Here is a 13,777-nt window from a genome sequence, read left to right as displayed (position 1 = left end):
TTTTCAACTATATACACTCTCTACTCTTGCCACTATCGATGTTTCTTACACAAACATGACAGTTATGTAAGACGCATAAGTAAAGATATAAAAATTTAACCTACTGAACGAAAGTACTTTGTTACTATAGCATTGGGATATCATACCATCCATTCATTCTCCTTACAGGAACATTACAATTTTGTAAGGTTAAAAATGTACCCTACAAAGTTGTGCATGAAATGTCGGATGGACTTCGTTTGTTCCTGCTATTCTATTTAACAAGGAGGTCATCGTATGGATTCACTTAAAAACATGAATGCGGCCATGCAATATATTGAACACAACTTAACAGATGAAATTGATTTTAAAGAAGTCGCAAAAATAGCTTACTGCTCTGAATATCATTTCAAAAGAATGTTTTCTTTCCTAGCTGGCGTATCACTATCAGAATATATTCGCTGTAGACGTCTTACTCTTGCTGCCTTTGAACTAAAAGATAGCGATACAAAAGTCATTGATGTCGCTATAAAATATGGGTACAACTCACCGGATTCTTTTGCACGTGCCTTTCAAAACTTGCATGGCATAACACCTTCAGAGGCCCGAAATGGTAGTCATTCTTTGAAAGCTTATTCACCAATGACCTTCCAGTTATCGATTCAAGGAGGAAATGAAATGAATTATCGAATTGAAGAAAAAGAACCATTTCGAATCATTGGTATTACAAAACGTGTACCGATTGTGTTTAACGGTGTAAATGAAGAAATTGCTTCTATGTGGAAAAGTTTAAATCCAAAGTCCATTCAAACGTTAAAGTCACTCTCAAACATGGAACCGAATGGAATCATTAGTGCTTCTACTAACTTTTCTGAAGGAAGAATGGAGGAAAAAGGAGAACTTGATCACTACATTGGAGTAGCCACAACGAAAGATTGTCCAGCACAATTCGCGCAACTTGAAGTCGCAGCTTCAACATGGGCTATCTTTGAAGCTGTCGGCCCATTTCCTGAAACATTACAAAATGTATGGGGACGCATTTACTCCGAATGGTTTCCTTCCTCAAACTATGAACTAGCGGAAGGACCGGAAATATTGTGGAATGAACAGAAAGATATATCTTCTCCAAACTTTAAAAGTGAAATTTGGATACCAGTTTTGAGGAAATAAAGTGAAACTTTNNATTTTGAGGTGGGGGTCTTACTGCCCATTAAAGTGGGATAAAAATAAAGCTGCTTTTCCTTAGAAGGAAAAGCAGCTTTTATTTACATTTTTAGTTCTTTTTTATAAGCGACATATGAATATCCCATCGTTAATCCTACTGCACCAATAATAATGCCAATGATTAGGAAAGCTTTCCACGCTACCGGTGCAAAAATACTTAAAATCATAATAACTCCTAATACAACAAACACCTTCCCACTAAAACGGTGTGTCTTTCTCCACACTTCCTCGTTACTTAACGTCCACGGTGTTTTTATACCGACAAAGTAGTTTGGTTTGCACTGCGGTAAATAGTTTCCGATGACTATAAATAAAAGGCCAACAAGAATATGCGGTGTACTATTCATTGGAATGTCATAACCTAATCCAGCCCCAATTCCAATGATACTTACTAAAAATAATAGGAATAATACGCTATAATTCATTACATTATATCCTTTAGAAAATTTCTCATAATTCCCATGCTTCGGATCTATCTTAGGCAATAAAGTCAATAAAGCATATATAAAAACCATAATTGATACATCAAAAATCATCATTCCCATTTTTGACATATGTCCATCTACCTCACCAGCAAGGTTCCAATGGCTCGGAACTTCGCCTGGTAAATATGGCCACGCGGCACACCATGCAATAATCGTTAAAGCAATTAATAATAACGGAAATATATGCTTCCTCATTTCCCCTCTTCCCCCTTATTCGTAAATGTAAACACCCAAGTCAACAAATCTTGAAATACAGTTGTGTTTAAAGAGTACATAACGAATTGACCTTTCTTTTCATCTTGAATAAGTTCAGCATTTTTAAGTGCGTTTAAGTGATGTGAAATACTTGGCTTTGTCATATTGAAATGTTCAGCAATCTCACCAGCAGTTAAATCACCTTCTTTTAATAAGTCCAAAATTTTTCGCCTTGTTGGATCTGCTAATGCTTTGAATGCTTGATTCAATGTCTTTCTTCCTTTCACTAATTAGACATTTAGATATTTATCTAAATGTTAAAACGTTTTCAATTCATTGTCAATTATACATACGCCCTTTTTACTTTTCTCACTTTTAACCCATACTGTTTACTAGCTCATCATTCAACATAATGAAAAGACTTGAAACACATGATACACTATAGCTACAATTGTTTTTTTAGGAGGAATATACATATGTATAAAATTTTAATCGTTGAAGACGATCCAAATATTTCATCATTACTACAATCTCACATTCAAAAATACGGCTATGAAGCTGTTGTTGCGGAGAACTTCGATGATATTATGGAATCGTTTAACGCTGTAAAGCCACATCTTGTTTTACTTGATGTAAACTTACCGAAATTCGATGGGTTCTACTGGTGCCGTCAAATTCGCCATGAATCTACTTGTCCAATTATTTTCATTTCAGCGCGTGCTGGTGAAATGGAACAAATTATGGCGATTGAAAGCGGTGCGGATGATTATATTACAAAACCGTTCCACTACGACGTTGTAATGGCGAAAATTAAAGGTCAATTACGCCGTATTTACGGTGATTATGCACCAAACATTTCTGAACGTATCGTTGAAGTAGAAGGTTTAAAACTATTCCCAGAACGCCCAGAAATTCATTTCGGTGCTGAACAAGTTCTTTTAACGAAGAAAGAGGCAATTTTAGCAGAAATGTTATTATCTAAATTCCCTCGTACAGCGAGCCGTGAAGATTTACTAGCCGCTCTTTGGGACGACGAAAGCTTCGTTGAGGAAAATACATTAAACGTAAACATTACGCGTCTTCGTAAAAAGTTCAACGAGCTTGGTATTGAAAATGCTATTGAAACCGTACGTGGACTTGGGTATCGTTTTAACGCAACTTGGAGTGAATAAGCATGAAGCTATTTTTACGTGATCATTTTGCATTTTTTCTACTATACGTATTAAACTTCGGTATCATTTTCGTTCTGTATGATGCAGTAGATGGATTTCAAAATAATAAATTTTACTTCATCGTTTTAAGTTTATATTTATTCATTTGTTTCCTCGCTTATCGTTACGTCCGCAACCGTAGAATGTACCATAGATTAAGTGAGCAACCAGAGAAAATGGAAGATGCGTTTATTGAAAGAGCAACTGCTCCGATGCCTCACGGTGTAAATGAACTCGTACGCACGCAATACCGTCTATTCCAAAAAGAACTACAATCGTATGAAGTAAAACAACAAGAACATCAATTATTCATTAACCACTGGGTGCATCAAATGAAGACACCTGTGTCCGTTATGCAGCTTATGGTGCTCGAAATGGAAGATGAGCATTTGATTCCGAAATTCAAAAAAGAATTAGAGCGATTAAATCAAGGACTGGATATGGCTTTATATATGGCAAGGCTAAATAACTTCCATGAAGATTTCCATGTTGAGACTATTTCATTAAAAGATACGGTAACAAAAAATATTAATGGCTTAAAAGAATTATTCATTCGAAACGGAGTCTTCCCTGTTTTAGAAGTTCATTCTGATTTAAAGGTTGCTTCTGATGCGAAATGGCTAAAATTTATCATCTATCAGTTAATGACAAATGCTGTTCGTTACTCTGGTGAGCGCGGAAAGAAAGTATTCTTATCTGCTTACCGAAACGGAAAAGATATTATTTTAGAAGTTCGCGATGAAGGTGTTGGTATTCCGCAAGAAGATATTCGAAGAGTATTTGAACCGTTTTACACTGGGAAAAATGGTCGCGCATTCGGAGAATCTACTGGTATGGGACTTTATATTGTAAGTAAAATTTGTGATTATTTAGGTCACTCTGTCAAACTAGATTCTGAAGTTGGTAAAGGAACAACGATTAAAATCATCTTCCACAACGCTGTAAATAATCAAGCAGAACATGCAGAGAAGGTGACTGAAGCATGATCGAAACATATGCTAGCAAAATGTATGAGAACGCACTCTCATACATTTTTTGCAATAAAACTACATGTGTACCTTCTAGCGGGAGGTACATATTATGACATTTTGGCAGTTTGCCTTTAAAAATGTAACGCGTAATTCAAGAGCTTATTTTGCTTATTTCGTTAGCAGTTCTTTTTCCATTGCTGTTTTCTTTTCGTTTGCAGTTTACTTATTTCATCCAAAACTACAAAACTTTGGCATGGTCTCTGAAATTTCAGGATTAATGATATTTTCAGAAGTAGTAATTGTATTTTTTTCTTTCTTCTTTTTACTATATTCCATTGGCACTTTTTTAAAAGTTAGAAAAAAACAATTCGGCGTTTTAACCGTTTTAGGAATATCGAGAAAACAATTACATCGTCTTGTTTTTATGGAGAATATGTTAATCGGTATTTTATCTATCTTTTTCGGTATGCAGTTTGGACTTGTCTTCTCGCAGTTTTTCTTATTAGTGACAGCGAAAATTACACATCTACCAGGGATATATTTATATATCCCTACGAATGCTTTCATTTTAACAATGATTGTGTTTCTTGGTCTCTTTATCGCTGTATCTTCATTTACACCTATGCTAATTCGTACGAAAAAGACGGTAAACCTTTTAAAAACTAATGGTAGGAAACAAAAGGAAAGAAAACCATCCATATTAATCTCTCTATTTGGTGCTATCTGTTTATTAAGTGGTTATATTTTAGCTGGAAATCCTAAATATTTCTTCTCAATAAACTCGCAAGTAGGCGTTATATATATGGTTTCAAGTATTTTTGTGATTCCAACGCTCGTTACAATCGGAACATATTTTTTCTTTTCTCAAATTAGTTTCTTACTTATTTATATTTTAAAGAAAAGAAGAAAATTTTATATGAAACGGATTAATATGCTTTGGATTTCTGATTTAGCAAGCCGCATCCGAACGAATATTAATATGCTGTTTATTGTAGCAATGCTCTCTACAATTGCTTTCACAATGATTACGTTCCTATATGGAGTCGGAAAGTTTACAAAGCTAGAAGTTACGCGAAGTTCACCTTTTTCATTCTCTTATTTTTCTTATGACGCAAATCCTTTTGTGAATGATCATTTAAATTGGCTTGAACAACAATTACGAAAAGAGCATTTCTCTTATAAAAAAATAAAAGCTGATTTATATGAAACACCATTGAAAGAAGATGAAGGCATAACAGCTTATAATGACATATATGCAATAAAACAAAGTGACTATAATAAACTCGCAGCTTCCCTGCGAATGAAACAACTATTCATGAACGATAATGAAGCATATGTCTTAACAGGTAGCGCTTATGTAACCTTATTTAGTGAATTTGAGCCAAGTTACAATAGAAAGTCTATTACACTTTCTAGCACAAATACGCAATTACAAGTAAAGGGCTATGAACAAGCAGGGGCCATTCCATCTAACTTTTCATACCAAACTTTAATTTTACCTGACACTGTTATAAATAACTTACCAAATACAACAAAGCATGTAGCAGCGTACAATTATAAAGTACAAAACTGGGAAAAGACGTATAAAATTGCTGATGATTTTATGAAAAAAATACAAAGAGATCGGCAGGCATTCCAATACAAAGGCCCCCTTATACGCTCCTATGAATCAGCAGGTTCATTATACAGAATCACATCTGGTAGCGCCGCGTACTTCCTAATCGGAACATTTTTAGGAGTTATTTTCTTCATCGGAGCTGGTAGCGTTCTTTACTTTAGAATGTATACAGATTTGACGAACGAACAAGAGAAATATATAACAATTTCTAAGATCGGTGTGACAGATAAAGAGATGAAACGATCTGCAACTATTCAGCTTAGTATTTTATTTTTCGTCCCTTACATTATGGCATCCATTCATACAATGTTTGCCACAAAAATGCTCCAAGATGTAATTGATCTATCACTATTCAAAGAAATTTCAGCTGTTCTTATTATTTTTGGCGTAGTTGAAATCGTCTTTTTCTTATTCATTCGTTCCTTTTACATGCAAAAGTTATCAGAGTATACGAATGGTTAAATTTTATGAATGTATTTAGTAGAGGAAAAGGGTATCTCTTATAGCCTTTTCCTCTTCATCCTACTAGGAGGCTAGGCAAATGACATTTTGGCAGTTTGCATTTAAAAACGTGACCCGGAACGCCAGAGCTTATTTCGCCTATTTTGTAAGCAGTGCGTTTTCCATCGCAATTTTTTTCTCGTTTGCAGTTTATTTATTTCATCCTAAATTGCATATGACAGACGTGAATGTTGCTCTGAACATATTAATGACAATTTCAGAAGTTGTCATTGTATTCTTTTCGTTTTTCTTTTTACTATATTCAATCGGTACCTTCTTAAAAGTACGAAAAAAGCAATTTGGGATTTTAACAGTACTTGGCATATCTCAAAAACAATTAAAGAGACTCGTATTTCTAGAAAACATGCTAATTGGTGTTCTTTCCATCTTTTTCGGCGTTCAACTTGGACTTGTCTTCTCGCAGTTCTTTTTATTAGTTACCGCCAAAATTACACATGTTCCTGGTTTATATTTATATTGGCCAACAGCTGCCATTATTTTAACTATGATCATTTTTCTAGGACTCTTCATTCTCGTCTCATCGTTTACGCCGATGCTCATTCGAACGAGAAAGGCTGTACGCCTTTTAAAAGAAGGAACAAAACAAAAAGAAAGAAAAGCATCTGTGCTCATCTCTCTATTTGGTGCGACATGTTTAATATCTGGATACGTACTAGCAGCAAATCCGCTATATTTCATGTCGCTCGGCGAAGTAGTTGGGCTTTTGTACGCCGCCACCAGTATATTTCTCATTCCGTCACTTGTTGCAGCTGGAACATACTTTTTCTTTTCACAAATCAGTTTTTTACTCATTCGTATATTAAAAACGCGAAGAACATTTTATATGAAGCGAATTAATATGCTTTGGATTTCTGATTTAGCAGCACGCATTCGGACAAACATTAACATGCTCTTTATTGTAGCGATGCTATCAACACTTGCTTTTACTATGATTACATTCTTATATGGTTTTGGTAAATTTATGAAGTTCGATACAGTAAGAGAAAACCCTTTTCCTTTTACATATTTATCACATACTGAAAATACGTTAGCGGATGAACATTTAAATTGGTTAAAACAAAAGTTTAACGAAGAGCAATTTACTTATAAACAATTTAAAACGGATATATATGAAGTATCTTCAGCGGAAGAAAATTCGCAGCTCTATTATGCAATTAAACAAAGTGACTATAATGTACTTGCTAAGGCTTTAAATTGGGAAACGCTCACGGTAAATAAGAATGAATCTTATATTCTTATAAAAGACTTAGATGATCAGGTTATTGGAACGCTTCATAATAAAGACAAGAAAAATACTCTTACACTTACTCAAAACAATTTACAACTACAAGTGAAAGAATATAAAAGTTATAACCCATTCCCAAACCGCTTAATATACCAATTGCTCATACTATCTGATGAAAATGTAGAAGCGTTATCATCCGTTTCAAAACAGATGAGTGTATATAGCTTTAAAGTTAAGGACTGGGAAAAAGCTAATAACATCGGCTCGTTATTCATAGACAAAATTAATACCGACGGGAACAACATTCAAGCAGAGCACACGCCTTTCCATGCAAGTGAAGCGAGCGATTCTCTATACACAACAAAACAAAATGTCGCTTCGTTCTTCTTAATCGGTACTTTCTTAGGTGTTATTTTCTTTATTGGTGCTGGTAGTGTCCTTTACTTCAGGATGTATACCGATTTAACAAATGAGCAAGAAAAGTATGTAACGATTACAAAAATCGGTTTAACAGAAGCTGAGATGAAGCGATCTGCTACAATTCAACTTGCGATTCTTTTCTTTGTTCCATACATTATGGCATCGATTCATACGATGTTTGCGACAAAGATGCTACAAGAAGTATTACATCTCTCATTCTTCGCTGAGATTACAGTCGTACTGATGATTTTTGGAACGGTTGAAATTTTATTTTTCCTTTTAATTCGTTCCTTTTATATGCAAAAATTATCACAACACATTAAGTTTTAAAGGATAGAAAGGTGATTACTATGGAAGAAGTTTTACACATAAAAAACGTCTCAAAAGTGTATGAAGGAAAAGTCCCTCACACTGCTTTAAAAAATATAAATTTACATGTAGATAAAGGTGAATTTGTCGCTATCATGGGACCATCTGGTAGTGGTAAATCTACATTTTTAAACGTTATCTCTACAATTGATTCCCCTACTTCTGGTGATGTCGTGATTAACGGAAAAAAACCGCACACATTTCGTAGAGAGAAGTTAGCTATTTTCCGCCGCCAAGAGTTAGGGTTTGTTTTCCAAAACTTTAACTTACTAGATACACTAACAATCGGTGAAAATATCGTACTACCTTTAACATTAGATAATGTTCCATTAAAAGAAATGGACGAAAAGCTTAATAACATTTCCAAAAAGCTTGGCATTGATCATATTTTAGACAAACGTATTTTTGAAGTTTCTGGGGGACAAGCACAACGTACCGCAGTAGCACGTGCTGTTATTCATCATCCGTCACTTCTACTTGCCGATGAACCGACAGGAAATTTAGATTCAAAAGCGGCAATTGACGTGATGGAGTTATTTACGAAATTAAATAAAGAAGAAGACGCAACAATTTTAATGGTTACGCACGATCCATTTGCAGCAAGTTACTGTAACCGCGTCATTTTCATTAAAGATGGCGAGCTTTACAACGAATTACACCGCGGATTATACCGCGAGAAGTTTTATCAAGAAATATTAGATGTTTTAGCATTATTAGGAGGAAGACGTGGATGACATTTTGGCAATTTGCATTTAAAAATGTCTCGCGTAATTCTAAAGCATATTTCGCTTATTTTGTAAGTAGTGCTTTTTCTATCATGGTTTTCTTTTCATTTACTGTGTATGCGTATCATCCACGCTTACAAAATGTACAAAGCTTTCAAGAACGTAATCCTCTAATGAACTTAGCTAGTACAGCACAGCTTGTTATTGTTATGTTCTCGTTCTTCTTTCTCTTATATTCAATTGGAACATTTTTAAATGTACGGAAGCAGCAATTCGGGATACTCACGATTCTCGGTATTTCACAGAGACAATTAAAAAGACTGCTATTTACCGAAAACATGATAATTGGGATATTATCTATCTTTATCGGCATTCAAGGTGGCCTAGTATTTTCTAACTTTTTCTTATTAGTCACTTCGAAATTAACAAGTGCGAAAGGTCTCTATTTATATTGGCCAACAGAGGCAATTATCGTTACAACCGTAACGTTTATCATTTTATTTTTAATCGTTTCTACGTTTACGCCACTGTTCATTCGTACTCGTAAAACAGCGCAACTCATTAAAGGTAACAAAAAAATGAAAGCTGAAAAACGGCCATCTATACTCATCTCTTTATTCGCTTTAATTTGTTTAGGGCTATGCTATTATATTGCTGGTTACCCGCGAGGCTATGTAACAGAAAAAAATGTACAAAATGGATCTGTCTTTTTCATTATGTTATCTATTTTACCGCTCGTAGTAGTCGGGACATATTTATTCTTTTCACAAACAATTCTTCTTTTTATCTATATTTTAAAAAAGCGCAGAAAGTTTTATTTAAAACAAATAAATATGTTATGGATTTCAGACTTAGTTGCTCGTACTCGTAGTAATATTAATGTACTCTTTATCGTTTCTATGCTATCTGCACTTGCATTTACAATTATTATTGGATTATTTGCTGCTAATAATAATACGAAAGCATCGGTACTAGAGCGGTACCCTGTCCCCTTCACTTATACATCAGAAGGTGACAATTCCCTTGAACAAAAACATATTACTACAATTGAAACTGAGCTTACAAATAGCAATTTCGATTACAAAAAATATAAGTTTACAGTATTAAAAGATACAGCTTCAAAAGAAGATATTATGCTTATGAAGATGAGTGATTATAACGCAATTGCTAAACAATTGAAAAGACCGGAAATAACACTTGATTCTACACAAGTTTATATTATTTCTCGCCACTCACCAGAACTTCTCAATCTCGTATCTAATCCATTTGCGAAACAAAATACGATTACACTTGGATCTAATAAAAAAGAATTTCATATTAAAGGGTTTATTAATAAGGGGGTCGAGCCATCCTTTGCATTCCCACATTTAGTTGTCGTACAAGATTATGTATTTAATAATATGATTCCTCATATTGAAACGACTATAATTTATAACTATTTCGTAGAGAATTGGGAAAATGCAATTGTTCCGACGAAAAACATTTTACGTACGATTAGTGCTGATGCAAGTGATTTCTTTGAAAAAACCAAAGAAGAACATGCTCAAATTCCTTTTTACATTCATACAGCTACGGATGAACTCATTTACGGTAAAGGAAATGCAGTTGCTCAATTCTTTATTTGGGCATTTCTCGGGTTTATTTTCTTTATCGGTGCGGCTAGTGTTTTATATTTCCGTATGTATAATGACTTAACAACTGAGAGACAAAAGTATATTACGATTACAAAACTTGGCTTAACTGAATCAGAAATGTTTCGCTCTGCAACGATTCAATTAGGAATTTTATTTTTCGTTCCTTACATCGTCGCTGGTGTTCACACGTTATTTGCGGTTAAGTTTTTACAAAGCATGTTTTCTTTCTCATTACTAAAAGAAACATGTATCGTACTCACCTTTTTCGGGATTATCGAGATCATTTTCTTCTTCTTAATCCGCTCTCTGTACATTAATAAATTATCACAGCATATAAAAATGTGAATAAAATGGCCTTGTGCATATTGCACAAGGCCATTTTCAATAGTTTTTAATAATTAGCAGCAATATCCGCCATAGCCACCATATCCGTAGCCGCCGTAACCGCCATAACCACAACCGCCTCCACCGCCGAAGCAGCTAGCACCGATGATGATTAATAAAATAAACAATACGATTAGAAGCGCAAAACCGCCTCCGCAACCATGGTGTCTGCGGTTACAATCATCATGTCTGTGTTCACACTTTTCGCTCATTACTCTATTCCTCCTTTAGTATCATTCATAACAAGTTCACCTTGCTCTAAATGAGGGGATTCCATTTATAGTATGTTTTCAGGGCGAATAGGAAGCTTGGCTTTCTTAAAAACGGGCTTGTTTTCGGAAATGGGCTTCATCAAAAAAAGATACCTATTCAGGTATCTTTTAAAGAAACATATTCAACACAAGGGCAAAACCGAATGCAATAAATGATAACAATGTCTCCAGCACCGTCCACGTTTTAAACGTTTCTTTTACTGTCAAACCTAAATACTCTTTTACAAGCCAGAATCCTGCATCATTTACGTGAGAAAACATTAATGATCCCGCACCTGTTGCTATAACGAGCAATTCTAAATTCACACCAGACATGTGCTGAATAACTGGTGAAACAATTCCTGCTGCTGTCGTTAACGCTACTGTTGCTGAACCTGTTGCAATTCGAATTAATCCAGCTACCATGAAAGCTAATACAATTGGTGATAACGATATATGTTCTGCCATTTGCGCAATCGCCGTTCCAACGCCGCTTTCAATTAATATTTGTTTAAATCCGCCGCCTGCACCGATAATTAAAATAATGGAACCGACTGGTAATAAACTTTCATCCGTTAATTTTTTAATCATCTTTTTATTAATTCCTTGTCTTATCCCAAGTAAATAAAATGCTGCGAAACATGAAATAAGTAAAGCAATTACTGGGCTTCCAATAAATACAAAAAATTCAGTTATCTTTTTCGGTAATGAAATATATGGTGCAACGACCGATAAAATCATCAATACAACTGGTAATAAAATAATAAAGAATGAAACTTTACGACTCGGTAAATCAGTTGAGACAGTCGTAACTCGAATAAGCTCTGGTTCATTTTCAGGTATAACCCTTTTATGTACCCACTTTGCAAATATCGGTCCTGCGATAATAGCTGCTGGTAACGCGATAAGTAATGAATATAAAAGTACCTTTCCTAAGTTCGCGTTATAAATACCGATTGCTGTCATCGCCCCTGGATGTGGTGGTACGAGCCCGTGCACAATAGATAATCCAGCAATAACAGGTAACGCAATTAATAATATATTTTGCTTCGTCGTTTTTCGAATGGAAATAACAAGTGGTAATAAAATGACGATCCCCACTTCAAAAAATACTGGAATCCCTATAACAAATCCTGCAAATAACATAGCCCAAGGTAGTTTCTTCACACCGAAAAATCGAATAAAGAAGTCTGCCACTTGCATGCCGGCCCCTGAATCGGACATCATTTTTCCTAAAATTGTTCCGAGGGCTAAAATACCAACTAAATGCCCTAGTACACTACCGACACCAGTTTCATAGGCAATCACTATTTTTGTCAAATTCAATCCAGACATGATAGCTAAAAATAAACTCGCAACTGTTAAACTAATAAATGCATGCCATTTCCACCATGATACCCCTAAAATAACAATCGCAATTGCAAGTAACGTGACGATTAATAAGTATATAGCCATCTCTCATTCCGATACGATAAACTTAACTAAATCTATACAATTCAATCAAATTTATACAAGTTAGTGCTTCATCGTGTTCTCGCAGCCCCAAAGGGACGAGGGGTATAACACTCCACACGAGGCAGTATCGTTACCTCCTATTATCAAGCATTTATTTTACCCATCTTGATAATTTTATCGACGCATTTACATCCCTATCGTGATAGCTATTGCATGAAGCACAACGCCATTCACGAATCTTTAAACTCCACTGTCCTTCTGTTTGAACTGAATGGTCGTATTTAACGCCGCAACATGAGCAAATCTTGCTTGAAGCGAACCATTTATCAGCTTTTACATACGCAATGCCGTACTTCTCGCACTTGTATGATAAACATTGAAAGAAGAAGTGTAATTTTTGAAAGGAAAATGCTTTCGATAGTTTTTTGTTTTTTAACAGGTTTGAGATAGATAAGTCTTCCACAACAATCCTCATTGGTTTGGTTTTCACCAATTTAGCTGTTGCTTGATGGATATGGTTATTTCGGATATTCGTAATTTTCCTAGCTAACCGCAGGTGCTCAGCTTTCGCTTTTTCATATCCGGCAGATTGAATTTTCATACCTTTTTTAAATCTCCTAGACATATCTCTTTGCGCTGACTTTTTCCTTTTCAAAAGTTTTTTAACCTTGGCATCTTTGTTTATATTTCGTTCTTTCATACCATTAGAAGCTACAAACAGCTCTTTTAACCCAACATCCACACCAATCGACTCATTGGTTAGTTCTTGGAATACAAAATCTTCTTGGAACCCTACACTAATCCACCAGTGACGACCATCAAAGGTAACTCTTGGATTGGATGGCTTTTTGTTTCTTGTTAGTTGTTGACTTGTTTTCACTTCACCAATGGACTGAATATGAACTACTTTCTTTCCTATAATCAGTCTTTCATAATTGGCATAAAATCCTTGGATTACATCTTTTTTTGATTTATAAGAAGTGTGATAATCATTTTTATACTTTTTGAACGAATGTTTTCTCGCCGTATCAAAATCTTTTGAAGCCTGTTTGGGAACTTGTGCATTAATGTCTTTTAACCACTCATATCTCTTTCGCTTCTTGATCTTT

General features: G+C 34.9%; 12 protein-coding genes. 7 read left to right on the top strand and 5 right to left on the bottom strand.

What is annotated here, in order from left to right; translation table 11 throughout:
• The first annotated feature begins 276 nt into the window (after positions 1-276).
• Complete coding sequence (locus COL05_RS15905) at positions 277-1,149, top strand: AraC family transcriptional regulator (RefSeq protein ID WP_098669330.1); 873 nt, start codon at positions 277-279, stop codon at positions 1,147-1,149.
• A 95-nt stretch (positions 1,150-1,244) separates the two neighbouring features.
• Here COL05_RS15905 and COL05_RS15900 read toward each other — a convergent pair whose 3' ends face one another.
• Positions 1,245-1,883 carry an SdpI family protein gene (locus tag COL05_RS15900; protein WP_098669329.1) on the bottom strand — a complete coding sequence of 213 codons (639 nt, stop codon included), beginning with the start codon at positions 1,881-1,883 and terminating at the stop codon, positions 1,245-1,247.
• Positions 1,880-2,152, bottom strand: coding sequence for an autorepressor SdpR family transcription factor (locus COL05_RS15895; RefSeq protein WP_001070523.1), 273 nt, complete (start codon positions 2,150-2,152; stop codon positions 1,880-1,882). Before COL05_RS15895 ends, COL05_RS15900 begins: the two co-directional genes overlap by 4 nt.
• A 207-nt stretch (positions 2,153-2,359) precedes the next feature.
• Between COL05_RS15895 and COL05_RS15890 the strand changes: the two genes are divergently transcribed.
• The 6 genes from COL05_RS15890 to COL05_RS15865 all read left to right on the top strand — a co-directional run bounded on the left by COL05_RS15890 (position 2,360) and on the right by COL05_RS15865 (position 10,923).
• On the top strand, positions 2,360-3,055 hold the full coding sequence (locus tag COL05_RS15890) for a response regulator transcription factor (protein ID WP_000276736.1): 696 nt from the start codon (positions 2,360-2,362) through the stop codon (positions 3,053-3,055).
• Positions 3,056-3,057: 2 nt separating this feature from the next.
• Positions 3,058-4,080 (top strand): sensor histidine kinase, encoded by a 1,023-nt coding sequence (locus COL05_RS15885; protein ID WP_098669328.1) that lies wholly within the window; start codon positions 3,058-3,060, stop codon positions 4,078-4,080.
• Between the two features lie 94 nt (positions 4,081-4,174).
• On the top strand, positions 4,175-6,145 hold the full coding sequence (locus tag COL05_RS15880; protein ID WP_098669327.1) for an FtsX-like permease family protein: 1,971 nt from the start codon (positions 4,175-4,177) through the stop codon (positions 6,143-6,145).
• Positions 6,146-6,224: 79 nt separating this feature from the next.
• Entirely contained in the window at positions 6,225-8,180 is a 1,956-nt protein-coding gene (locus tag COL05_RS15875; RefSeq protein WP_098669326.1) for an ABC transporter permease, read from the top strand.
• 20 nt (positions 8,181-8,200) lie between these two features.
• Positions 8,201-8,953: an ABC transporter ATP-binding protein gene (locus tag COL05_RS15870; RefSeq protein ID WP_071757563.1), complete on the top strand. Its 753-nt coding sequence runs from the start codon at positions 8,201-8,203 to the stop codon at positions 8,951-8,953.
• A complete protein-coding gene (locus tag COL05_RS15865) occupies positions 8,950-10,923 on the top strand; it encodes an FtsX-like permease family protein (protein ID WP_098669325.1) in 1,974 nt (657 codons plus the stop codon). Before COL05_RS15870 ends, COL05_RS15865 begins: the two co-directional genes overlap by 4 nt.
• A 53-nt stretch (positions 10,924-10,976) precedes the next feature.
• On the opposite strand, the gene COL05_RS15860 is transcribed toward COL05_RS15865, so the two are convergent.
• The 3 genes from COL05_RS15860 to COL05_RS15850 all read right to left on the bottom strand — a co-directional run.
• Positions 10,977-11,174, bottom strand: coding sequence for a YjcZ family sporulation protein (locus COL05_RS15860; protein ID WP_098669324.1), 198 nt, complete (start codon positions 11,172-11,174; stop codon positions 10,977-10,979).
• A gap of 168 nt (positions 11,175-11,342) precedes the next feature.
• A complete protein-coding gene (gntP, locus tag COL05_RS15855) occupies positions 11,343-12,668 on the bottom strand; it encodes a gluconate permease GntP (RefSeq protein ID WP_098669323.1) in 1,326 nt (441 codons plus the stop codon).
• Between the two features lie 151 nt (positions 12,669-12,819).
• Positions 12,820-13,777: RNA-guided endonuclease InsQ/TnpB family protein (locus tag COL05_RS15850; RefSeq protein WP_098669322.1), on the bottom strand; the 958-nt coding region annotated here is incomplete at its 5' end.

The organism is Bacillus sp. AFS059628 (genome assembly GCF_002571225.1).
Lineage (GTDB): Bacteria > Bacillota > Bacilli > Bacillales > Bacillaceae_G > Bacillus_A.
This window is presented reverse-complemented; position numbering and strand designations above follow the sequence as displayed.